Annotated in this window: 18 protein-coding genes; 10 read left to right on the top strand and 8 right to left on the bottom strand. The window is 68.5% G+C overall.

What is annotated here, in order from left to right; translation table 11 throughout:
• The first annotated feature begins 1 nt into the window (after nt 1).
• Together GXN78_RS24565 and GXN78_RS24560 are read left to right on the top strand one after the other, a co-directional pair.
• Nucleotides 2–790, top strand: a complete 789-nt coding sequence (locus tag GXN78_RS24565; protein WP_106559068.1) for an ATP-binding cassette domain-containing protein — start codon at nt 2–4, stop codon at nt 788–790.
• Nucleotides 783–1,688 carry an ABC transporter permease subunit gene (locus GXN78_RS24560; RefSeq protein WP_106559067.1) on the top strand — a complete coding sequence of 302 codons (906 nt, stop codon included), beginning with the start codon at nt 783–785 and terminating at the stop codon, nt 1,686–1,688. Before GXN78_RS24565 ends, GXN78_RS24560 begins: the two co-directional genes overlap by 8 nt.
• On the opposite strand, the gene GXN78_RS24555 is transcribed toward GXN78_RS24560, so the two are convergent.
• A complete protein-coding gene (locus tag GXN78_RS24555) occupies nt 1,600–2,625 on the bottom strand; it encodes a LysR family transcriptional regulator (protein ID WP_106559066.1) in 1,026 nt (341 codons plus the stop codon). The two genes, GXN78_RS24560 and GXN78_RS24555, sit on opposite strands and share 89 nt — an antisense overlap.
• A gap of 250 nt (nt 2,626–2,875) precedes the next feature.
• Here GXN78_RS24555 and GXN78_RS24550 point away from each other — a divergent pair, with 250 nt between their 5' ends.
• Together GXN78_RS24550 and GXN78_RS24545 are read left to right on the top strand one after the other, a co-directional pair.
• Nucleotides 2,876–3,709, top strand: coding sequence for an alpha/beta fold hydrolase (locus GXN78_RS24550; protein WP_106559065.1), 834 nt, complete (start codon nt 2,876–2,878; stop codon nt 3,707–3,709).
• On the top strand, nt 3,706–4,134 hold the full coding sequence (locus tag GXN78_RS24545) for a hypothetical protein (protein ID WP_106559064.1): 429 nt from the start codon (nt 3,706–3,708) through the stop codon (nt 4,132–4,134). The genes GXN78_RS24550 and GXN78_RS24545 overlap by 4 nt, the downstream gene beginning before the upstream one ends.
• Before the next feature lie 28 nt (nt 4,135–4,162).
• Here GXN78_RS24545 and GXN78_RS24540 read toward each other — a convergent pair whose 3' ends face one another.
• The 3 genes from GXN78_RS24540 to GXN78_RS24530 all read right to left on the bottom strand — a co-directional run bounded on the left by GXN78_RS24540 (nt 4,163) and on the right by GXN78_RS24530 (nt 7,982).
• Nucleotides 4,163–4,876, bottom strand: coding sequence for a glutathione binding-like protein (locus GXN78_RS24540; RefSeq protein ID WP_106559063.1), 714 nt, complete (start codon nt 4,874–4,876; stop codon nt 4,163–4,165).
• Between the two features lie 71 nt (nt 4,877–4,947).
• The gene (locus GXN78_RS24535; protein WP_106559062.1) at nt 4,948–6,282 is read right to left on the bottom strand and encodes an MFS transporter; all 1,335 of its coding nucleotides are present in this window, start codon (nt 6,280–6,282) and stop codon (nt 4,948–4,950) included.
• 56 nt (nt 6,283–6,338) lie between these two features.
• Nucleotides 6,339–7,982: a choline dehydrogenase gene (locus tag GXN78_RS24530; RefSeq protein WP_106559061.1), complete on the bottom strand. Its 1,644-nt coding sequence runs from the start codon at nt 7,980–7,982 to the stop codon at nt 6,339–6,341.
• A 93-nt stretch (nt 7,983–8,075) separates the two neighbouring features.
• On the opposite strand from GXN78_RS24530, the gene GXN78_RS24525 reads away from it, so the two are divergent.
• The 5 genes from GXN78_RS24525 to GXN78_RS24505 all read left to right on the top strand — a co-directional run bounded on the left by GXN78_RS24525 (nt 8,076) and on the right by GXN78_RS24505 (nt 11,454).
• The gene (locus GXN78_RS24525) at nt 8,076–8,921 is read left to right on the top strand and encodes an IclR family transcriptional regulator (protein ID WP_106559060.1); all 846 of its coding nucleotides are present in this window, start codon (nt 8,076–8,078) and stop codon (nt 8,919–8,921) included.
• 515 nt (nt 8,922–9,436) lie between these two features.
• The gene (locus GXN78_RS24520; RefSeq protein WP_106559059.1) at nt 9,437–10,078 is read left to right on the top strand and encodes a hypothetical protein; all 642 of its coding nucleotides are present in this window, start codon (nt 9,437–9,439) and stop codon (nt 10,076–10,078) included.
• Nucleotides 10,075–10,593: a GTPase gene (locus GXN78_RS24515; protein ID WP_106559058.1), complete on the top strand. Its 519-nt coding sequence runs from the start codon at nt 10,075–10,077 to the stop codon at nt 10,591–10,593. The genes GXN78_RS24520 and GXN78_RS24515 overlap by 4 nt, the downstream gene beginning before the upstream one ends.
• A 10-nt stretch (nt 10,594–10,603) precedes the next feature.
• On the top strand, nt 10,604–11,017 hold the full coding sequence (locus GXN78_RS24510; RefSeq protein ID WP_106559057.1) for a roadblock/LC7 domain-containing protein: 414 nt from the start codon (nt 10,604–10,606) through the stop codon (nt 11,015–11,017).
• Nucleotides 11,018–11,094: 77 nt separating this feature from the next.
• Nucleotides 11,095–11,454, top strand: coding sequence for a hypothetical protein (locus tag GXN78_RS24505; protein WP_106559056.1), 360 nt, complete (start codon nt 11,095–11,097; stop codon nt 11,452–11,454).
• Between the two features lies 1 nt (nt 11,455).
• Here GXN78_RS24505 and GXN78_RS24500 read toward each other — a convergent pair whose 3' ends face one another.
• Nucleotides 11,456–17,314, bottom strand: coding sequence for an autotransporter outer membrane beta-barrel domain-containing protein (locus tag GXN78_RS24500; protein WP_164255720.1), 5,859 nt, complete (start codon nt 17,312–17,314; stop codon nt 11,456–11,458).
• A gap of 178 nt (nt 17,315–17,492) precedes the next feature.
• Between GXN78_RS24500 and GXN78_RS24495 the strand changes: the two genes are divergently transcribed.
• Nucleotides 17,493–19,025, top strand: coding sequence for an FAD-binding oxidoreductase (locus GXN78_RS24495; RefSeq protein WP_106559054.1), 1,533 nt, complete (start codon nt 17,493–17,495; stop codon nt 19,023–19,025).
• 164 nt (nt 19,026–19,189) lie between these two features.
• Here the strand turns inward: GXN78_RS24495 and GXN78_RS24490 are convergent, their stop codons facing one another.
• The 3 genes from GXN78_RS24490 to GXN78_RS24480 all read right to left on the bottom strand — a co-directional run bounded on the left by GXN78_RS24490 (nt 19,190) and on the right by GXN78_RS24480 (nt 22,691).
• Entirely contained in the window at nt 19,190–19,567 is a 378-nt protein-coding gene (locus GXN78_RS24490; RefSeq protein ID WP_106559053.1) for a helicase SNF2, read from the bottom strand.
• Nucleotides 19,568–19,734: 167 nt separating this feature from the next.
• On the bottom strand, nt 19,735–21,249 hold the full coding sequence (locus GXN78_RS24485; RefSeq protein ID WP_106559052.1) for an AMP-binding protein: 1,515 nt from the start codon (nt 21,247–21,249) through the stop codon (nt 19,735–19,737).
• Nucleotides 21,246–22,691, bottom strand: a complete 1,446-nt coding sequence (locus GXN78_RS24480; protein WP_106559051.1) for an aldehyde dehydrogenase family protein — start codon at nt 22,689–22,691, stop codon at nt 21,246–21,248. The genes GXN78_RS24485 and GXN78_RS24480 overlap by 4 nt, the downstream gene beginning before the upstream one ends.
• Nucleotides 22,692–22,719: the final 28 nt, after the last annotated feature.

The following is a 22,719-nucleotide window of genomic DNA, read 5'->3' as shown; positions in this document are numbered from 1 at the left end:
CATGCCCACACTCGACATCCGCGACCTCACGGTCAACTACGCCGTCACGGGCGGCACGCTGCAGGCGCTGGCCCCGGTCAACCTGCAGATGCACGACGGCGACTTCGTGGTCGCGCTCGGTGCCTCCGGCTGCGGCAAGACCACGCTGCTCAACTGCATCGCCGGCTTCCTGCCGCCCTCCACCGGCGAGATCCTGCTCGACGGCAAGCCGGTCGCCGGCCCCGGCGCCGATCGCGGCGTGGTGTTCCAGAAGCATGCGCTGATGCCCTGGCTCAACGTGCGCGACAACGTCTCGCTGGGCCTGCGCCTGGCCGGCGTGGGCAAGTCCGAGCGCGACCGCATCGCCGAGGACAAGCTGGCGCTCGTCGGCCTGCAGCAGTACGCCGGCCGCGCCGTCTACGAGCTCTCCGGCGGCATGCAGCAGCGCGTGGGCATCGCCCGCGCGCTGGCCAGCGACCCGGCCGTGCTGCTGATGGACGAGCCCATGGGCGCGCTCGACGCCTTCACCCGCGAGCAAGTGCAGGAGATCCTGCTGAAGGCCTGGTCGAAGTCGAACAAGATGGTGTTCTTCATCACCCACTCGGTGGAGGAGGCGCTGTTCCTCGCCACCCGGCTGATCGTGATGAGCCCGAGCCCGGGGCGCATCTCGCACGTCTACGACCGGGTGCCGTTTTCGCGCCAGTACCTGTCGCATGGCGACTCGCGCAAGGTGAAGTCGGAACCCGAGTTCATCCGCATGCGCGAAGAGGTCTTGGCGATCATCCACCATCGGGAGCCCGCTCATGCCTGACGCCATCATCGCCTCGCCCGTCGCCATGACGCCACCCGCCAACAGTCCCGCGCAGCCGGCCGTCGTGGCCGGTGCGGCCGCGCCGGCGAAGGGCGGCACCAAGCTGAAGACCAGCGCCTTCAAGGTGCCGGGCGCGGGCTCGAGCGCGACCATCAGCGTGGTCACCGTGACCGTGCTGGTGGCGCTGTGGTTCGTCGTCACCAACATGGGCTGGGTCAAGCCGCTCTTCCTGCCCTCGCCGCAGGCGGTGATGCAGCAGTTCTACGAATACGTCACCGGCCAGGCCAACGACAAGCCGCTGTGGCAGCACTTCCTGGCCAGCATGTTCCGCGTGTTCTCGGCCTTCGCGCTGGCCAGCGTCACGGCGATCCCGATCGGCATCGCCATGGGCATGAGCCGGGTGGCACGCGGCATCTTCGACCCGCCGCTGGAGTTCTACCGGCCGCTGCCGCCGCTGGCCTATCTGCCGCTGATCATCATCTGGTTCGGCATCGACGAGCTGCCCAAGGTGCTGCTGATCTTCCTGTCCTGCTTCGCGCCGCTGGCCCTGGCCGCGCGCTCGGGCATGCGCAGCGCCTCGCAGGAGCAGATCAACGCGGCCTACTCGATGGGCGCCAGCTACATGCAGGTGATCCGCCACGTGATCCTGCCCTCGGCCCTGCCCGACATCCTGGTGGGCATGCGCATCGCGATCGGCTTCGGCTGGACCACGCTGGTGGCGGCGGAGATGGTGGCGGCCAACATGGGCCTCGGGCAGATGGTGCTCAACGCCTCCAACTTCCTGCGCACCGACATCGTGATCATGGGGATCATCGTGATCGGCGTGGTGGCTTACCTGTTCGACCTGCTGATGCGCTGGCTGGAGCGGCGGCTGGTGCCGTGGAAGGGGCGGATGTAGGGAGCGCTGCCTCCGGCCGTGCGTCCATTTCCTCGACGGCCTGGTGCAGCAGGCCGCGCAGCCAGACCAGCCCCGGGTCGCGGCTGCGGTACTTGTGCCATTGCACCGACTGCGCCATCCGGGGCAGCGCCATGGGCGCCTCCAGGATCGTCAGCGGCAGGAACTGCTGCGCCATGCGGCCCAGGCGCCGCTGGATCGTGGCGATGCGGTCGGTGCCCAGGACCAGGAAGGGCGCGGCGATGAAGCTGAAGGTCCTGACCTCGATGCGGCGTTCCATGCCGCTGCGCTCCAGGAACCAGGTGTCGAGCGTGGGCTGGCCCACGCCGGAGGGCTGCACCTCGACGTGGTCGGCCGCCGCGTAGTCCGCCTCGCTCACGGCGCCGGCGCGCGCGAAGCGGCTGCCGTTCCACACGGCACACACGTATTCCTCCTCGAACAGGGGCTCGACCGGATGGTCGGGCGAGCAGTAGTTGCGCGGGATCACCATCATGTCGGCCTCGCCGCGCCCCAGCGCGCGCTGCGGCTGGTCCAGGTGCGGCAGCGGGCACAGCTGGAAGCGCACGGTGCTCGACTGCCGCCGCGCCAGGGCGAGCAGGTGCGGCATCAAGGTGACCGTGGTGTAGTCGGAGACCAGCAGCTGGAAGGTGCGGTCGGAGCGTGAGGGGTCGAACTGCGGCTCCGCCGCGATGGCGCTGTCGACGCGCATCAGCACGTCGCGCACGGCTTCCTTGAGGGCCTTCGCCCGGGGCGTGAGCTCCAGCGTGCGGCCCACCTGCACCAGCAGATCGTCCTCGAAAAAAGCCCGCAGCCGGGCCAGGGCGTTGCTCATGGCGGACTGGCTGAGGTGCACGCGCGCCGCCGCACGGCTGATGCTGCCCTCGATGAGCAGCGCGTCCAGCGCCACCAGCAGGTTCAGGTCCAGCTTGTTGAAGTGCATGGCCGGCTTCCGCTCGTCGACACCCTGGTCGCGGGTGTCAGGTATTCGTCATATCAATGCGACCCATCGACCGAAACCATTTTACGGGCCGGTCCGGCGCCCATAAGCTCCGCCTCACTTCAAATCGCCATTCCTATCGCCATTCCAATCGCCATTCAGGAGACTCGACAGATGACGGTGCGCCAGAGGGAGAGATTGCTGAAATCCACGCCGCTTGGGCGGCTGCACGCGAAACAGGTCTAGGCGCGCCATGGCTATCGATTTGGCATGTGAGGCCGTCGGCGACGGGCCCCCGGTGATCATCCTGCATGGGTTGTTCGGGGCCGGACGCAACTGGAAGCGGATCGCCCAGGCGCTCGGCAAGACCCATCGCGTCTACCTGCCCGACGCCCGCAACCACGGGGCGTCGCCCCGCGGCCAGGGTATGTCCTATGCCGAGATGGCACGCGACGTGCTGGCGCTGATCGAGCGCGAGCGGCTGGGCCGGCCCTTCGTGATCGGCCACAGCATGGGCGGCAAGACCGCCATGACCCTGGCCCTGGAGCACCCGCAGGCGCTTGCCGGCGTGGCGGTGGTCGACATCGCGCCCGAGCGCTACGGCGACCAGTTCTCGCCCTACATGACGGCCATGCGGGGCCTGGACCTGGCGGCGGCACTGGGGCGCCAGGAGGCCAGCGCGGCGCTGGCCCGCAGTCTCGAAGGCGATGCGCCGATGGACTTCCTGCTGCCCAGGGTCTGGCGCAACGACGAGCGCTTCGATTGGCGGCTCAACCTGCTGGCGGTGGCCATGTGCATGCAGGACCTGTGCGAGTTCCAGCGGCCGTCGCGCCGGTGCTACGAGGGGCCGGCCCTGTTCCTGGCGGGAGCCTATTCCGACTACGTTCGGCCCGAGTCGCATGCGGGCATCGCGCGCATGTTCCCGCAGGCGCGCGTGCACACCATCCCCCATGCCGGGCACTGGGTGCATGCGGACCAGCCGGAGGCCTTGCTGATGACGCTTCGGGATTGGCTCGAGGAGGCCGGCACCGCGGACCCGGCCTGGCAACAACAACCGGCGCCGCAGGCACTGGCGGCGCGCGCATGAGCATGACGAAGCAGCATTCGATGGAACAGTCCCTGTCCGACACCACCCAGCGCGCGTTCGACGGCTTTTGCTCGTACACGGCGTCGCAGGATTGCCTGCACGACAGGCTGGCCATGATCGGGCCCTGGCCCGACCACGCCCAGGCCGGCAACGATGGGCCCATCCTGCCTCATTTGCCGCCCGGACTGGCCCTGGAGCACGAGCAGGGGACCGCCAGCGATCGTGCGGCCATCCAGTTCTGCGTCAGCGCGGCCAACGCGCTGCTGGCCGCCGCCCGCCAGCTGGCGGACGAGCCGCCCCACCTGCTGCCGCCGAAGGAGCGGGCGCAGCGGGTGAAGGAGCTGATCCATGAAACCAAGGTGGCCGGCCGGGCCGCCTACCGCGCAGCGCTGACGCTGGCGGGGCAGGAGTGGAAAGAGGAGTGAGGAGCGAGGGCCTGCCCCGCCAGCGTACTCAGCCGGGCGCGGTCCGGCTCGGAATGCCCAGGCCTCGCACGACCGCGGGGCGGGCCACGAAGGCTTCGAGCGCGCGCTTCACATGCGGGAAGGCGTGGAACTCCACCAGCTCGCCGGCCTCGTAGAAGCCCACCAGGTTGCGCACCCAGGGGAAGGTGGCGATGTCGGCGATCGTGTAGTCGTCGCCCATGATCCAGTCGCGCCCCGCAAGCCGCTTCTCGAGCACGCCGAGCAGCCGCCGCGATTCGGCCACGTAGCGGTCGAGCGGCCGCTTGTCGTCGTAGTGCTTGCCGGCGAATTTGTGGAAGAAGCCGACTTGGCCGAACATCGGGCCGATGCCGCCCATCTGGAACATCAGCCACTGCAGCGTCTCGTAGCGGGCGGCAGGATCGGCGGGCATCAGCTGGCCGGTCTTGTCGGCCAGGTAGATCAGGATCGCACCGGATTCGAAGACGGGCAGCGGCTTGCCGCCCGGCCCGTCGGGATCGAGGATGGCCGGGATCTTGTTGTTGGGGCTGAGCGAGAGGAATTCCGGCGACATCTGGTCGTGCGTCTCGAAGCTGACCAGGTGCGGCTCGTAGGGCAGGCCGGTCTCCTCGAGCATGACCGAGACCTTGACCCCGTTGGGCGTCGGCAGCGAGTAGAGCTGCAGCCGGTCCGGATGCGCGGCGGGCCACTTCTTCGTGATCGGAAAGGCGGACAGGTCGGTCATGGGGGTCCTTGTGCTCGTGAATGGCGCAAGGCCGGATTCTGCCTCCGCTTCAACCGCGCCGCCCCCGAGTCCTATCGGCCGGCCCCGCTCGCCCTGAGCGGGCGTCCTTCGGCCTGTGCCTCGCCCGCCGGCCCTGAGCGCCCGATCAGCCAGGCGCACAGCGCCGACACCACCCCCGCGAACAGCACGTACATGCAGATCTGCCAGGGCTCGCCCCCGCCCGACTTGAGCAGCGCGGTCGCGACGATGGGCGTGATGCCCGAGGCGAAGATGCCCGAGAACTGGTAGACGAAGGAGATGCCGGTGTAGCGCACCTTGGCATCGAAGAGGTCGCAGAAGAGGGCGGCCTCCGGTCCGTAGACCGAGGCGTAGAGGATGCCGAAGGGCACGATGATCGCGAGCCACACCAGCAGCACGTTGCCGCCGCTGTGCGTCATCAGCCAGAAGCCGGGGAAGGCGGCGATGGCGGTGATCAGCGAGCCCCACATGTAGACCCTGGGCCGCCCCAGCCGGTCGGACATGCGCCCGAAGAAGGGGATGGTGAAGATCATCACCACCGCCGCCGCCATCACGCCCAGCAGCGCCTCGGTGCGGCTGATCTTGAGCGTGGTGGTGAGGTAGTTGATGGAGAACACGCCGAAGATGTTGAAGAACACGCCGTCGATGTAGCGCGCGCCCATGCCCTTGAGCACGTTGCCCGGGTAGCGCCGGAGCATGTCCATGAAGGGAATGCGCAGCTCGGCGTTGCGCGCTTTCACCGCGGCGAACTCCGGCGTCTCCTGCACATGCAGGCGGATGTACATGCCCACCGCCACCATCACGCCCGACAGCAGGAAGGCGACGCGCCAGCCCCAGGCCAGGAACTGCTCATCGGTCAGCAGGAAGGACAACAGCGCCACCACGCCCGAGGCCATGCACAGCCCGATCGCCAGGCCGATCTGCGGCAGCGAGGCGTAGAAGCCGCGCTTCTCCTTGGGCGCGTACTCGTAGGCCATCAGCACCGCGCCGCCCCATTCGCCGCCGAGGCCGATGCCCTGCGCCACGCGCAGCAGGAGCAGCAGGATGGGCGCGGCGATGCCGATCTGCGCATAGGTCGGCACCAGCCCGATCAGGAAGGTGGCCACGCCCATGATCATCAGCGTGAGGATCAGCATGCTCTTGCGGCCGATCTTGTCGCCGAAGTGCCCGAAGATCACGCCGCCCAGCGGCCGCGTGACGAAGCCCACCGCGAAGGTGGTGTAGGCCAGCAGCGTCGACACCACCGGGTCGCTGCCCGGGAAGTAGAGCTTGTTGAACACGATGCCGGCGACCACGCCGTAAAGGAAGAAGTCGTACCACTCGATGCTGGCGCCTACCAGCGCGGAGGTCACGACCCGTCGAATCGCCTTCTCGTCCGTTGCACTCATTGTTTGTCTCCGGTGAAGTGTTGTTGTGGATGCCCTTTCTGCGAGGGCGGCGGAACTCAGCAGGCGAGGGCGGTGGCGTCCTCGCGAATCAGGTCGACGGCCTTCTCGGCCATCATCACGGCCGGGGCATTGGTGTTGCCCGACACCAGCGTGGGCATGGCCGAGCAGTCGATCACGCGCAGCCCGCCGATGCCATGCACGCGCAGGCGCGCATCGACCACGGCCAGCGGGTCGCTGCCCATGCGGCAGGTGCCGGTGGGGTGGAAGATGGTGGCGCCGTTGTTGCGGCAGAACTCCAGCAGATCGGCATCGCTCGTCGCGTCGGGCCCCGGCTTGACTTCGCGCTTGACGTAGGGCCGCATCGCCGGCGAGGCGGCGATGGCGCGCGCCGCCTTCACGCCGGCCACCGCGGTCGCGCGATCGAGCTCGGTCGCGAGGTAGTTGGGCTGCATCTCCGGCGGCTCGGCCGGGTCGCGCGAGCGGATGCGGAGGTGGCCGCGCGACTCCGGCCGCAGCTGGCAGATCGACAGCGTGAAGCCCGACCAGGGATGCACCTTGCCGCCCGCCATGTCGGCCGACAGCGTGGCGACGTGGAACTGGATGTCGGGCGTAGCCGCCACGGGTTGCCCATTCGCATCGGCCAGCGCGCGCATGAAGCAGCCGCCCTGGTTGATGCCCACCGCCAGCGGGCCGCTGCGGTGCAGCAGCCATTCGAGGCCCATCTTGGCCTGGCCGATCCAGGAGTTGAGCTGGTCGTTGGTGGTGATGGGCTTCGTGCACTCGTAGCCGAGGCGGATCTGCAGGTGGTCCTGCAGGTTCTCGCCCACGCCGGGCAAATCGTGCACGAGCGGAACGCCGCGTTTCTCGAGCAGCGCGCGTGGTCCGATACCGGAGAGCTGCAGCAGCTGCGGCGACTGGATTGCGCCTGCGCAGAGCAGCACCTCGGCGCGGCAGCGCGCGCTCGTCGCCGCGCCGCCTTGCGTGTAGCGCACGCCGACTGCGCGGCGGCCTTCGAACATCAGGCCCGTGGCCAGCGCCTCGGTCGCGATCCGCAGGTTGCTCCGGCCTTTCGCCGGCTCGAGATAGGCCTTGGCCGTGCTGCAGCGCCACCCCTGATGTGTGGTGAGCTGGTAGTAGCCGGCGCCCGCCTGCTCGGCGCCGTTGAAGTCGTCGGTGCGCTTCACGCTCAAGGGGCCGATCTGCTGTGCGCCTTCGATGAAGGCCTCGATCAGCTCGTGCTTCGCGCCGATGTCCGAGACCTTGAGCGGGCCGTCCGCGCCGTGGAAGGCGTCCGCGCCGCGCTGGTTGCCTTCGGACTGGATGAAGTAGGGCAGCACATCGTCGTACCCCCACCCCGTGTTGCCCAGCGCGGCCCAGTGGTCGTAGTCCTCGCGCTGGCCGCGGATGTAGATCAGGCCGTTGATCGAGCTGGAGCCGCCCAGCGTCTTGCCGCGCGGCCAGTAGATGCGCCGGCCGTTCATGTTCGGGTCGGGGTCGGTCTCGAAGCGCCAGTTGTAGGTGGGGCTCCACATCGTCTTGCCGTAGCCGATGGGCAGGTGGATCCACAGCGAGTTGTCGGCCGGCCCCGCCTCCAGCAGCAGCACCCGCGTTGCCGGGTCTTCGCTGAGCCGCCCGGCCAGCACGCAGCCGGCCGAGCCGGCGCCCACGACGATGTAATCGAACTCTTCTTCAACAGGCATGCAGGCTTTCGGGCAATGGAACAATCGCTTCGGTCGTCGATGCTAGGCGATGAATTTTCGGAACGCAACGTTCCACTTTAGAGGTTTACCCGTATGACGTCTCCTGCGCGCAAATCCGCTGCTGCCCCTGCCCTTGTCTCGAAGAAGCGCCCTGCGGCGCACGTCCCCGCGCCCGCGCCCCCGGCCGAGGAGCCGGCGACGGGCTCATCGGCCGAGCGCAGCCTGCGCCTGCTGGCCCTGCTGGCCAACGAGGGCCGCGCGCTGTCGCTGGCCGACCTGGCGGCGCAGCTGTCGCTGCCCAAGGGCACGGCGCATCGCATCTGCACGCAGCTGCTGGCGACGGGCTTCCTGGCGCGCGACGTGGACGAGCGCGTGTTCAGCGTCGGGCCCGCGCTGCGGCAGCTGGCCTTCGACACGCTGAACCACGGCGTGGTGCGCGGGCTGCGGCACGAGGTGCTGTCGGAGCTGGTGCGGCAGGTGGGGGAGACCTGCAACTTCACGACGCTGGACGGGGTGCAGGTGCTGTACCTCGACCGCGTCGAGGCGCAATGGCCGCTTCGGCTGACGCTGGACGTGGGCTCGCACGTGCCGCTGCATTGCACGGCGAGCGGCAAGCTGTTCCTGGCGCAGATGGAGCAGAAGGAACGCGATGCGGTGATCGGGCAGATCACGCTGACGCGCATGACGGCCAACACGATCACCGATGCGGACACGCTGCGGGCCGAGTGCGAGGCGATCGCGAAGCGGGGCTACTCGACCGATCGGGAGGAGTTCATCGCGGGGCTGGTCGCCGTGGCGGTGCCGGTGCTGGATGCGGCGGGGAAGGCGCGCGCGGCGATGGCGGTGCATGCGCCGACAGCACGCATGACGATGGAGGACGCGGTGAAGAGGATCGGGGCGTTGAGGGAGGCGGCGAAAAGAATGGGCGGGCTGCTATGACAGAGGATTCTCGCTTTTTGTCGGAGTCACCGCGATGCATTGTTTTTAAAGCTAAAGTCGTGCAGGTTGTGTTCGGATTGCGTGGATTCGAATAAAAAATATTACATGAAATGAATTTGGAGAATTTATTTCATGCCGTCAGATTGACGTTGGATTCTTGAATATAAAAAACCGGCATCACGTCTTGTGGAAATTGAGGCTCTGGCTGAATTCCTGTCGATGGAGTGATTTCTGCCAGTCTCCTCATAGGTGATGAGCATCTATATCCGCAGATCCTTCTGATCTGCTCTCGATTTGAAATCCCCAAACCCTCGCACCGATTTCTGAAAAATCCAGATATGGAAGCGCAATGATCGAGGCGTAAATCGGGAATTTTTCTCGGTCAGGCAATCTTTGGCAGATCGGCGCCGATTTCTGCCACTCAGACCTGCACCGTGCCGTTATTCTGGAAAAAATCAATCTTCCATTGGAAGTTGTTGCGTGCCTCTAGGGGTGTTCGGTTTTTTGGATAGCGCATGAAGAAAACGGTCTCGATCAGCCCGGCATCCCTGCCGCACCTGCTCAAGGAGCGCTTCGAAGCCATGCTGCCCGTGGTCGCCGGGCGCAGCATCGTGCAGTGGGAGCTTTGCGACACGGCCGACGCAGACGTCGTGCTGCAGGAACAGGGAGACCGGCTGAGCCTGCGCATCACGCACGAGAGAGGACTCCTCGCCGATGTCGACGCGCTGGCGATCGAGCGGGGCTTCCTTGTCGCCACGCTGATGCAAGCCCTGGACCTGGCCGCCGTGCGCGTGCTCAATCGTCGCGATTCGGCCGTGCGCACCGCGCAGGTTTCAATTGCCGATCAAGGCGCAAGCCTGTACCAGCTCAAGTACTGGGACGTGCCCGTCCACCGCACGTCGATGAAGATCCTGCGCACCCTCGCCGCGATGACGCGGCGGCCGGTCTCGCGGGAATGGATGACGACAGTGGGCGGCCTGAGTCCTCCCGAAGCGGATTCGCTCTTGGCCGGGCTCGAGCTTCGAGGCGCGCTGCGCAGCAGCGGTCCGCCGCGTGCCTTGCAGGCGTCGCCGAGGGCGCAAGCTGGTTTCTTGTCTCGTCTCAGGCATTGGCTGCGCGGAGGCCGGGCCACTGCCGGTGCGGCGGTGCCGAGATGACGCCTCGTGTCGTTCTGTTCGGTCCCATGGGGATCGGCAAGACCACGGCCATCCGCGCCTTGTGCGGCGACACCGTCGTCGACTGCGATGTGCCCAACCTGGACGTCGGAGCCCACCACAAGGAGACCACCACCGTGGGGGCCGAGTTCGGGATCGTCTGCCTGTCCAACCACGAGGAGCTCCACGTCTACGGCAGCCCGGGGCAGGAGCGCTTCGGCTTTCTCCGCCAGTGGCTGCTGAGCGCCGCCGTCGGGACCATGGTGCTGGTGGACATCAATCAGCCCGACGCCTTGCCTTATGCAGCCGGACTCGTCGCGCAGTTCCAGCGCCTCGCGCCCGGCGCTGCCACCGTCGTGCTGTCGGCGCGGCCGGCGCCGCCGGCGACGCTGACGAGCTTTTCGCGCCAACTGGCGGACCACGCCGGGATGGCCATACCGGTGCTGGCCGTCGACGTCCGCGAACCGGACCAGATGTTCAACGCCCTGGAACTGCTGGTCGCAGTCCTGCCTGACTGAGGTACCCCCCATGCCCGCCCTGAAAAGCCGAACGCAGGCGCTGGCCGCGCACCAGGCCAGAGCCCTGCACTACACCGTGATCCTGCGCCGGTGCACGGAAGACACCGTCGACCTGAGCGCCGCGGTGATTGCGACGGTCGATGGCATCCAGGTCGCGTCGCTGAGCGTCAAGCCCGGCCTCCGGCCGGACCAGCTGGCGGCCATGGCCAGCTCGCTGCTGGCCGTGGCCGGCGCTGCCGGGCGCGAGGTTGGCCACAGCGCATGCGACCGGCTCTTCATCGAATCCCGCACCGGCACCCTGCTCATCAAGCCCCTGGGCCCCGAGGGCGACCTGGTCCTGTGCCTGGCGATGTCGCCCGGGAGCGTGCTGGCCAAGGCGCTGTGGTCTGCCGACGAGATCGGCAAGGCGCTGGCGTCCAGCTGAGCCGCGGGGCGTATTCCCCGCATCCTCCCTGTCCTCGATTTCCTCGATTTCCTCAACCTGAAAGAAAGCAAGCTCCTATGGCGTCCATCAACGACTCTCTCTCCAACATCATGGGCATCGACGGCGCCATGTGCTGCGCCCTCGTCGACAGCGGCTCCGGCATGATCCTCGGCCAGGCGGGCTCCGGCGTCGACATGGAACTGGCGGCCGCCGGCAACACCGAGGTCGTGCGCGCCAAGCTGCGCACGATGAGTTCGCTCAAGCTCAACGACAGCATCGACGACATCCTCATCACGCTGGGTAAGCAGTACCACATCATCCGCCCGTCGGTGGCGAGCTCCGGCCTGTTCTTCTACGTCGTGCTGGACAAGGCCCGCGCCAATCTCGCGCTGGCGCGGCGCAAGGTGCAGGATGTCGAGGCTGCGGTGAAGCTGTAGCTCACCACCGCACCCTCACCCCCGCGGAGCCCTGCACGCCGCTCTTGACCTTGTACGAGCCCGACCCGAACAGCTTGCCGACCTCGCCGTACACGCCTGTCGTCGGGCTCAGCGCAAGGGTGAAGCCGCCCGCCAGTTCGGTCGAGGTGTAGCCGGTGCGGGTCGCGATGTCGGTGGCCGCTGCCGGGCCGATGAAGCGCGTGATGTCCTTGCCGCCCGTTGCCCGGTAGACGTTGAAGCGCCCGTAAGGCTGGAGCGTCCCGATGGCTGTCCGCAGCTCGCCCTTGATGCGCACGCCGGCACGCGCAATCCAGCCGTCATGGAGGTCCTGCTGCACGAGGGCGGCGGAGATTGTGGCGTCGTCCACGCTCAGGTGTTGACGGATGAGCTGGACCTGCGGCTCGATCTTCCAGCCGCCGTCGCCGATCGCAAAGGACTTCCCCGCCTCGAGCGAAGCCAGGACACTGGACCCCTTGCCGGGTGCCGAGAGGTTCGACAGGGGCTGAGCCGTGTAGCGGTGGCGTCCGCCCTGCAGCACGACATCGACGTAGAGCCCTGATTCGCCCATCCAGGTGCCATACGCGCCGAGGTAGCGGCTGCGCAGGTCGGTGCTGCCGACCGGTCCCCATCGGCCCCCTGCAAAGCCGCTGGTCCTGGCGTCGCCGTCGAGCTGGCCGACGTAGACGCCGGCATGCCAGGCGGCATCGGCGTACAGGTCGATTCCGGCCTGGACGCCGGTGAGGCGCCCCCCGGTCGCAGGACGCGCCGCGCCGGACTGGCGCAGATCCGGGTCGATGGCGATGACGCGGCCCCAGGCGCGGCGGTCGCGGCGGCTGTCGTGCATGCCCGCGCCCGCGGGCTCGTCGTCGCCCAGGCGCTGGTGGCGGTTGCCCAGCATGGCGGTGTCCACCTGACGCATCAGCCCCGGCACGGCAGCGAAAAGCGAAACCTCGGCGCGATAGGTGAGGATGTCCGGCGCTCCTGGGTTGAAGGGCCCGAAGGGGTTCGAGGGGTCCGGCACTTCGGATCGCAGGTACCAGTTCTCGCCGGCACCGGCCGCATCGGCTGCGTACAGGCGGTATTCGAAGGCGCCGGCATCCACGTGTGCGCCGGCCAGCGAGAAGGCGTCCTTGCTGCTCTGGGCCGTGGTGGTGGCGCCATTGCGTGCGCTGATGACTTCGATGCCGTTGCCGGTGGTCCGGGCGCCGAGCCCGCCGAGGTTGGCGATCTGCACGATCGTCCGGCCGCCTGCGCTGGCCGCCGCGCCATCGAGCACCAGGCGGTCGGAAGGGCCGCTGGCATCGAGCGTGGTGCCCAGGCGCAGCGTGCCGTTGTTGCCCGCATAGGCGCCGGTGACGGTCAGCGTCGTGCCGGGCACCGTGCCCAGCAGCGAGACCGTGCCGCTGTTGGCCAGCGAGGACACCGTCTGGCTGAAGCCGGCCAGATCGAGCGTCGCGCCTGAATCCACGCGGTGAGCGGACGCCGCACTCAGGGCGCTGGCCGCGCCGGCGCGAAGCGTGCCGCTCGTCACCTGGGTCGCCCCCGTGTAGGTGTTGGCGCCCGAGAGGACCAGGGTTCCGATGTCGGCCTTCTGCAGGCCGCCCGTGCCGACCAGCGGCGCGGCGATCGTGGCGGTCACGCCCGGGTCGACGCGCACCAGCGAAGGCGCGCCGCTGGGCATGCCCAGCAGGCCGATCGTTTTGCCGCCGCCGGTGACCACGTAGCCGTCGCTGGAGAACTGCATTGCCTTCACGTCGACGTGCTCGTCCAGCGTGACCGTGCCCGCTGCGCCGGTGAAGATCGCCATGCCCGGGATCCATCGCTGGTTGATGGAGCCCGTGGTGTTGGTCCAGTTGCTCCTGGCGTTGTTCCAGGTCGAGGTGCCGCCGTCGATCGCGCCGTTGTTCGCAAGCTGGGTGCCGTCCCAGAAAGTCACGGGCAGGCCGGGCTGCGAAGCGATCAGGTTGACTTGCTGCGGGATGACCGTCTGCACGGCCAAATCGCCCGGGCCGTAGCCCGGTGTGCTGCCCAGCGCCAGGCTGGCGGCATTGCCAATGAGCGTGCCGCCGTAGTTGAACACCCGGTAGCTGCCCGGCATTGCGGCAAAGGCGCCGCCATCCGTGACGTTCAAGGTCCCGCCGAGCGTGAGGTTGCCGGTGACGTGGGTGAGGTCGTTCACGGGACCACCGACCACGTTGGGCGCGCCGTACTCGTAGGCGAGGAGCGAGCCCACGTTCAGCGTCAGCGAGCCGAGCGTGATCGCGCCCGGCGAGTTGCCGGGGCCGAGCGTGCCGCCCGCGTTGATCGTGACGGCGCCGGCGATGCGCCCGGTGCCTTCGAGTGTCGCGCCGCCGGCGACGGCGACTGCCGTGTTGCCCAGCGAGCCATTCACACGCAGGCGGCCCGCATCGACCGCGGTCGCACCGGTGTAGCTGCTGTTGCCCGTGAGGGTCTGCGTGCCGCCGCCGGTCTTGACCAGGCCGCCGGTGCCGCTGATGGCGCCACCGAAGCTCGTGCTGGTGTTGTCGCCGCCCGTGGTGAGAGTGGCGGAGCCGAGCGTCACGTTGCCCCCGGCCGCGCCGCCGCCGGCCAGCGAGCCGATGCGCTGGCTGAAGTTGTTGAGGTCGACGCTGGCACCGGCCGCATCGGCCAGGCTCACGGCAGACAGGTTGCCGAAGGCCTGCCCACCCGCGGCAGCGCCGGCCCGAAGCGATCCGGCGTTCACGGTGGTCGGGCCGGTGTAGGCGTTCGTCCCGGTCAGCGTCCATGTCCCGGAGCCGGTCTTGGTGATGCCGCCGACGCCGCCCAGCACCTGCGCCGTGCTCGCGTTGAAGGCCTGGCTGTCGAAGCCGATGTTGGCGGGGCCGATGGTGGCCGTCACGTTGGCGTTGTGGGCCCAGGCGAAGGCATTGGAGCCGGCGCGCAGGGTGCCGCCGTTCAGGTTCGCGGAATGCGTTCCGAGGCCGTAGATCATGCCGTTGGTCGAGCTCAGCGTGCCACCGCTGAGGTTGAGGGTGCCGGTAGCGGCCGTGCCGCCCGGGTGGCCGAAGCTGAAGGACCCCGCGGACACATCGGCGTTGCCGCTGATCGTTGTGGCGGCGGCGCTGCGCACGCTGTTGTACCAAATGCCACTTGTGGTGAAAGTGCCGCCGCTGAAGTTGGCGGACGATCCGGCGCCGCCGGCTTGGTTGGACACGACGAGGGCGGCCGTTCCGAGATTGATGCTGCCGCCAGTCTGGTTGAGCGTGCCTGCCGAGTTGTCGCCGACGACCGCCACGTTGCCGGTCCCCGTGGCGGTGATGGCGCCTGCGTCCATCTGCAGGACCCCGGCATTGCCCGCACTGCGCCCGATGTGGATAGGAATGTTGCCGCTGGCCGTTGTCGTGAAGGAGCCGCCGGTGAAGCGCATGATGCCGGCGCCCGGCGCGCCGCCGTCGTTGAAGGTCGCCTGGTCGAAGGCGCCCACGTACAGGATGTTGCTGCTGGTTCGTGTGAACCCGGAAGCCAGTTCCAGCGTGCCCCTGGAGGCCATCAGCCACCCGTTCGTGTTGGAAGACGCGCCATTGAGCACCTGGGTCCCGGCGCCGAGCTTGTTGATGTTCCCGGCTCCGGCGGTGTCGCCCGAGAACTTGCCGTCGGCGCCGTTCATGCCGATGTGGAAGATCGACTGCGGTGCCAGCGTGGTTCCCGCGGCGCCGTCGATGGCGCCGAAGTAGGCGTTGTTCTGCGCGCTCCCGGCCCAGTTGCCGTTGGAAGTGAGCGTGGCGCCGTTCTGCAGGTTGACGGCGGCGTTCTGCAGCGTGCGCCCGGCCGAGCCGTTGATGAAGGTCGTTCCGCCGTCGAGCGTGAGCCTGCCGGTGTAGGCGCCCGGCTGCGTGCGGAACACGATGCCATTGTTTCCGCCGCCCGTGGTCCTGACCGTCAGCTCGCCCGACCCGGCGATGCCGGCGTCGAAGTACAGGTTGTTGCTGGCGGTGTTGGTGTTGTCGACGTTGATCGTGTTGCCGGCGCCGTTGACGGTCAGTACGCCCGACCAGACTTTCCAGGCATTCGCCGCTGTGGTGGCATGGGTGAGCGTGCCGCCGTTGTTCAAGGTGATCGTGCCGCCCGCGGCACCCTGGTTGGGCTGGGTCCCGGTGGTGGCGAAGGTGGCGCCCGGGTTCACCGTGACGGCCGAGTTCCAGGCATTGGCGGACGACAAGGTCGTGTCGTGCGCCAGCGTCCCGCCATTGACGACCGTCGTGCCGCTGTAGCTGATCGAAGCGGGAGCCTGGTTGCCGATGGCCTGATAGCCGGTGCCGCTCTTGACGATGTTCAGCTTGCGCGTGGTGCCGCCGTTGTCCTGGTCTCGCATATAGCCATAGGCCGCATACGTGCCGGAACCGTTGAGGGTCAAGGTGGCATTCGCCCCGGGATCGACCGCGTCGGTGCCCTGGTTCTGAATGACCATGGAGGCGTTGGCCGGGGTGCTGCTCAGGCCTGCAAGCGTCTGGGTCGTGCCCTTGAGGTCGAAGCGGCCCCAGTTGCCGGCGGCGGTGACCCAGTTCATCAGCACCCCGCCGTTGGCGGTCCCGAACTGCTCGTTGGCTCCCATGCGCAGGTTGGCCTGGCCACCCGTGCCGTTGCCGAATTGCACCGTGTTCCCGCCCGCGATCGCCACCGCTCCGCCGGTCTTCTGCAGCCACAGGCTGGCCAGCGCGCCCTGCCCGTCGACCACGGTGGTGCCGGTGTAGGTGTTGCTGCTCGAGCCGGCCAGTCGGATGTTGACGACCGCGAGGCTGCCGCCATTCCATCCGGTGTAGCGGCTCATCGAGAAATCGCCCGCGCCCGACAGCACGCCGTTGAGGGTGTGGTCGCCGCTGCCGTACCCGCCCACCGTCGAATTGGCGCCCGTGTTGTCGCCGAGGACGATGTGGTTGGTGTTGTTGAGCGCGATGTTGCCGTTGAGCACGTTGGTGCCCTCCAGGCGTATCGCGCCCAGCACGACATCGCCGCCGACGTTGTGATGCCAGCCGGCGTTCGGCTGCACCACGATGTTGTTCGCATAGGTGCCGCCGTTGAAGGCGAGCGTGCCCCGGTCCTGGATCTCCACGGTGGAGGCCGCGCCCAGTTGTGACTGGCTGGTGTTGTTCCACATGATGGCGCGGTTCAACTGCCAGGTGCCGGTGAAGCCCGCGTTGTTGCCCGACATCGTATAGACGGAGGTCTGCAAGGCGGTGGTGGCGTTCTGGCCCTGCAGGAGCACGGTGCCTGCGCCGCTGATCGGATTGGCAATGGTCCTGCCGCCGGTGAAGTTGTTGTTGTTCCAGGCCATGGTTGCGCCGGCAGCGACGCTCACGGCGGAACCGCCCGCAATGGAACCGGCGGTGCCGCCGTTGCCGACCGACAGCGTGCCGGCCTCCACCGCGGTGGCGCCCGCGTAGGTGTTGGCACCGGTCAGGGTGAGTGTTCCCGCGCCCCGCTTGGCGAACGAGCTGCCAGCCCCCGAGATGACCGAAGCGATCGTCGCGTTGGTGTTGGTGGTGACCGCGGCCGCGGCCGCCAGATTCAGCCCCGCGCCACCGACCGTGTAGGCTTGCGCCCCATTGGTGCCGAAGGACAGCGAGCTCACTGCGGTGGGCGCCGCCGCCTGGATGTTGACGATGCCGCCGGTGCCCTCGAAGACCGCATCGGTGCCCAGGCCCCCGTTCCATGTGAGCGCGTAGGGCCCGCCCGGGAGTGTGCTCCAGGCCGTGGTCGTGAGCTGATCCCAGTTCCGGGTTCCGCCTGCGGCATCGAAATAGAGCGTCGCGCCTCTCGCGCCGCCGCCTGCCCACAACAGGGAGCCCAGCAACGAAGCAGTCGTGAAGATCAAGCGCATTGGCCAACTCCGTCCTCGTTGTTGTTCCTTCTCGCCGAGCGCGCTACAGGACATTCGCCCCATGATGTACGCTGTGCCGGCCTTGGCCCGGCGACCGCTGGGCACTCGAGGCTTCATCGCAGGTTTCAATTGCTCAGGCGCCGTTCGGTGCCCGGCATGCTGATCTCCGGAGCAAACGATGTCGATACCCCAAACGACCGATGGCACCACGCAGCTCGAACCCCTCAAGATCACCCCCGACGATCCACGCTACCTTGCAGTAATCGACAAGCGCTTCAACAAGCGCTTCGCCGCGAGCCCTGACTACATCCGCCTCGTCAGCTCCACCGAGCAGGTGATGGCGGCCGTCGAAGACGCAGTCAGGGAGGGGCTGCGCCTCGCCGTCACCAGCGGCGGCCATTGCCTCGAGGGCTTCGTCTCCGACCCCGAGGTGCGCGTCATCATCGACGTCTCCCCGATGAAGCGCATCTACCACGACGTCGAGCGAAGCGCCGTTGCCGTGGAAGCCGGCGCCACGGTCGGCGAGACCTTCAAGGCACTCTTCGACAACTGGGGGGTGGTGCTGCCCCTCGGCGAGTACCCCGGGATCGGCATGGGCGGCCATGTGCCCGGCGGCGCCTTCGGCTTTCTCTGCCGCCAGCTCGGGCTGGCCGTGGACTACCTCTATGCCGTCGAGGTGGTCACGGTGGGCCCGGACGGGCGGGCGATCCCCGTGATCGCGACCCGCGAAATCTCCGACCCGCATCGCGAGCTCTGGTGGGCGCATACCGGCGGTGGCGCCGGGAACTTCGGCGTCGTCACCTGCTACTGGTTCCGCGCGCCCGGCGCCTTCGGCGACGACCCGGCGAAGCTGCTGCCGCGCGCGCCGGAGTCGATCACCACCTTCAAGGCCGAGTGGGAGTGGCGCGACATCGACGCGGCGTCCTTCCTGCAGCTGCTGCGCAACCACGGCAGCTGGTGCGAGCGCAACAGCAGTGCCGATTCTTCCTACGCATCGCTCTGGACCCTGCTGGAGGTCCATCGCCGGCAGTTCGGCAAGATCATCATCCGCGGCGTCAGCACGGCCGATGCCGACGCTGGCCGGCAGGTGGACGAGCTCCTGGCCGCGCTGAGCGAAGGGCTGCCCGCGCCGGGCGGCCGCGAGCTGGCGCGAATGTCCTGGCTCGAGTTCGCGCTCGATCCCTTTCCCGACCTGTTCGGCATGCCGCCGGGCGGCGTGAGCGTGAAGGTGAAGGACGCGCTGCTCAAGAAGCGCCTCAACGATCGCCAAGTCGGCGTGGCCTACGAGCACCTGACCCGCAGCGACCTCGACGTGATGGGCGGCATGCTGGGCTTCGCGAGCTACGGCGGGTGGGTCAACACCGTCGCGGCCGATGCGACGGCCTCTGCCCAGCGCGAGGCCATCCTCGACATGGCCTGCACCACGGGCTGGCTCGATCCGCGCGAAGAGGCAGCCAACCTGGCGTGGGTTCGGGCGTTCCATGCCGATCTGTTCGCCGACAGCGGCGGCGTCCCGGTGCCGGACGAGGCCTGCGACGGCGCCTTCATCAACCATCCCGACACCGACCTCGCGGACCCGGCCTTCAATACCTCGGGCGTGCCCTGGCACACGCTGTACTACCAGGCGGGCTATCCGCGCCTGCAGCTCGTCAAGGCGCGCTGGGATCCGCGCGATGTGTTCCGGCATGCGCTGTCGATCCGTGCGGCGTGATCAGAGCACGAGCATCGCCCAGGGCGTCTCGCCCTCGCGAAACGGGCGGCGCTCCGTGATCCCGGGCGCCACCGGTCACAACCGCAGGCGCCGCGCTGGCGGCGCAGGCCGTGCGATCCCGCGGCGCCCCAAGGCTCCACGGTGACCAGACGGGGCGGTTGCGCTTACAGCGGCAACTGATCGCCGCGGGCCGTGGCGCGCGCCTGAGCGCGGATCGTGGCACGGTCGATGGTGCCGGCCATCACCCGGGTAACGCCGTGGCCGTAGCCTTCGGCATAGGGGTTGGCGCTGTGCGCCGCGGCGACAGCCTCGTTGCGCACGATGCCGCGGTCGGTTGAGGCAGTCAGGATGGGCGCGACGCGCGACGAGACGGCTTCCGCATAAGGGTTGTCGCTGCGTGCCGCGACCACGGCCTGGGCGCGCACGTCGGCGCGGGCGTTGGCCGAGACCGGCGCATGCACGCCCTCGTAGGTTTCGGCCTGTGCGCCGGCGGCAGCGAGCAGCGAGAGAGCGGCGGCGGCAATGATCTTCGAGGTCTTCATGTCAGTTCCTTCAAGTGGCTTGGATATCGGTCGGTGGATCGTCGGTCCCGCGTTTCGAAGCGGGTGTCGCTATTGCAGCGTGCGCGTGTATCGGCGATGTTTCGACCTGATGGCACTTTTGAACTCACATGTATTCGCGAACCCCCCGAATACATTGAAATACGTTTCTACTCAAAAAGCGGCAGAAGCTTGAGCCTCTGCACCTTGCCCGAGGGCCCGCGCGGCAGCTCCTCCACGAATCGATAGTGCCCCGGCGCCTTGTAGCGCCCGAGCGCGCCCGCGCAGTACGCGCGCAGCTCTTCCTCTGTGCAGGTGCTGCCTTCGCGCAGGATCACGCAGACGCCGATCTCCTGCCCGTAGTGGCGGTCGGGCACGCCCACGGCGGCGGCGTCGCGCACCGCGGGATGCGCGAGCAGCGCCTCGTCGATCTCGCGCGGTGCGATGTTCTCGCCGCCCTTGATGATCAGCTCCTTGATGCGCCCGGTGACGAAGAAGAAGCCGTCGGCATCGCGGTGTCCGAGGTCGCCGGTGCGCAGCCACCCATCGGGCGTGAAGCTGGCACGCGTCGCTTCCTCGTTCTTGTAGTAGCCGAGCATCACGTTCGGTCCGCGGATCGCGAGCTCGCCGGTGGTGCCGTCGGGCACCTCGGCCAGCTGGGTGTCGATCACCCGCGCCTCGCAGCCCGAGGCGCGGCCCACCGAGCCCAGCTTGCGCTTCGCGGGCTCCATCGGGTTGGAGAAGGAAGGCGCCGCGGTCTCGGTCAGGCCCATGGTCTCGACGATGCCGATGCCGAACATCTGCTCGAAGGCGCGGTGGTGCTCGGGCGGCAGCGCGGCCGAGGCCGAGCGGCAGAAGCGGATGCCCGCGGTCTGCGCCGGCGGCGGCATCTCGCCTTCGAGCAGGTAGGAGATCATGGTCGGCACCACGTTGATCCAGCTGCACTGCGCCTGCGCGGCCTGTTCCCAGAAGCGGCCGGCCGAGAACTTCGGCGGCATCGCCAGGCTGCCGCCGTGCGCCAGCGGCGCCAGCATGATCACGGCGAAGGCGTTGATGTGATAGAGCGGCAGCACCGCGAGCACGCGATCCGCAGGGCCCAGGCCGTGCTCGGCGCTGATGGCGTTCGCATTGGCCGCGAGGCTGCGCTGGCTCAGCATCACGCCCTTGGGCATGCCGGTGGTGCCGGAGGTGTACATCAGCAGGGCCGGGTCCTCGGGCGCGGGAGGCGGCGTGTCCGCGATCGTGGGCGCCTCGGCCTCGCCGGGCAAGGCCGAGGCGTCAGGATCGACCACCATCAGCGACACCGGCCGCTCGATGCCCTGGAGCATCGCGCGCACGCGCTCCTCCCAATCGGGCGCGACGCAGACCAGGCGGCAGTCGGAATGCGCGAGCACGTAGCGCATCTGCTCGGCTTGCGAGAGCAGGTTGACCGGGTTCACGCACAGGCCCGCATGCATGGCGCCCAGCAGCACGCGCAAGGTCTGCAGGCCGTTGGGCATGACCAGCGATACGGTGTCGCCGCGCTTTGCGCCGTGTTGTCGCAGCACGGCCGCGACGCTGCGGCAGCCACGCGCCAGCTCGTCATAGGGCAGGGGCGAACCGCCCTCGGTCGACAACGCATAGATCGCCTGCGGCCGTTGTGCGGCCTGCGCCTCGATCAGGGCATGGACGGTCTGCGCGGTCACGCGGCACCGTGCCTGGCAAAGAACTCGCCGAAGATCTCCTCCTGGCTCGGCACGCGCTCGGGGATCGGCCGCGACACGCGCGTGATGTTGAGGTAGTGCCGGTAGTTCATGTTGTCGGAGAAGTTGTTCTTGCCCCAGGTGCCGCAGCCCATCGAGAGCGAGAAGGGCAGCCCGTTGTTGAAGCTGCCGCCGGTGGCGATGCAGTGCGCCTGGTCGACGATAACGCGCGACACCGGCAGCGTCAGGCCCAGGCGCATCGCGCGCTCCGGCACGGCGCTGTGCAGCCCCACCGAGTGGCCCGCGCCCTCGTAGGCATAGATGCGCGCGACGATGGAAGCAGCTTCGTCGAAGTCGCGCGCCGCATAGATGGCGAGCACGGGGCTCAGCTTCTCGCCCGAGTAGGGGTGCTCGTGGCCCACGCCGGCCTCGGCCACCATCAGGATGCGCGGGTTGCGCTCGGCGATCGCCAGCCAGCCGGCACGCCCGGCCGCATCCTGCGCCGCCGCGCGCTCGGCGATCTCGCGCGCCGATTTGCCGATCACCGCGGCCGAGAGCTTGCCCTCGGGCCACATCAGCGACTGCAGCGCCTTCTTCTGCGCCGCGTCGAGCATCACGGCGCCGCGTGCTTCGAGGGCCGCGATCAGAGGGGCGCGCATCGCATCGACGACCACCAGGCTGTTCTCGGAGGAGCAGCTGGTCGCGTTGTCGAAAGTCTTCGACAGCACGATGCGCTCGGCCGCGGCGGCCGCGTCGGCCGTCTCGTCGACGATGCCCGCCACGTTGCCCGCGCCCACGCCGAAGGCCGGCGTGCCGCTCGCATAGGCCGCGCGCACATTGGCCTGCGAGCCGGTCGCCACCACCAGGTCGCACAGCCGCATCAGCTCGGCGGTGGCCTGCTTGGTGACGGGGGAGGGCAGCAGCTGCACCAGGTCGCGCGGCGCGCCGATGCGGTCGAACTGCGCATGGATGAACTCGATCAGCCGCGCCGCAGTCGACCAGCCCTTGGGCGAGGGCGCGACGATCACCGCGTTGCGCCCCTTGAGCGCGTTGATGATCTTGTTGGCCGGCGTCGCGCCCGGGTTGGTCGAGGGCGTGACCGCGCACACCACGCCCACCGGCCGCGCGATCTCGACGATGCCGCGCGCGGGGTCTTCGGAGATCACCCCCACCGAGCGTGAGCCGCGCAGGTCGCGCAGCAGGCCGAAGGTCTTGCGGTGGTTCTTCTTGACCTTGTCCTCCACGTTGCCGACGCCCGTGTCGGCCACCGCCAGCTCGGCCAGTTCGCGGTTGCGCTTCGGCTCGATGATGGCCCAGCCGGCCGCGGTCACCGCCATGTCCACCTGTTCCTGCGACCAGCCGTCGCTGATGCGCTGTGCCGCGCGCGCGCGGGCCACGAGTTCGGCGATGGGGCCGGTGGCTTCGGGAATTGCGTTGTTTGCCATATGCGTGAGATGTGAAGAGGTGGGGGCG

It is taken from the genome of Variovorax sp. WS11, assembly GCF_010499245.1.
GTDB lineage: Bacteria > Pseudomonadota > Gammaproteobacteria > Burkholderiales > Burkholderiaceae_C > Variovorax.
This window is presented reverse-complemented; position numbering and strand designations above follow the sequence as displayed.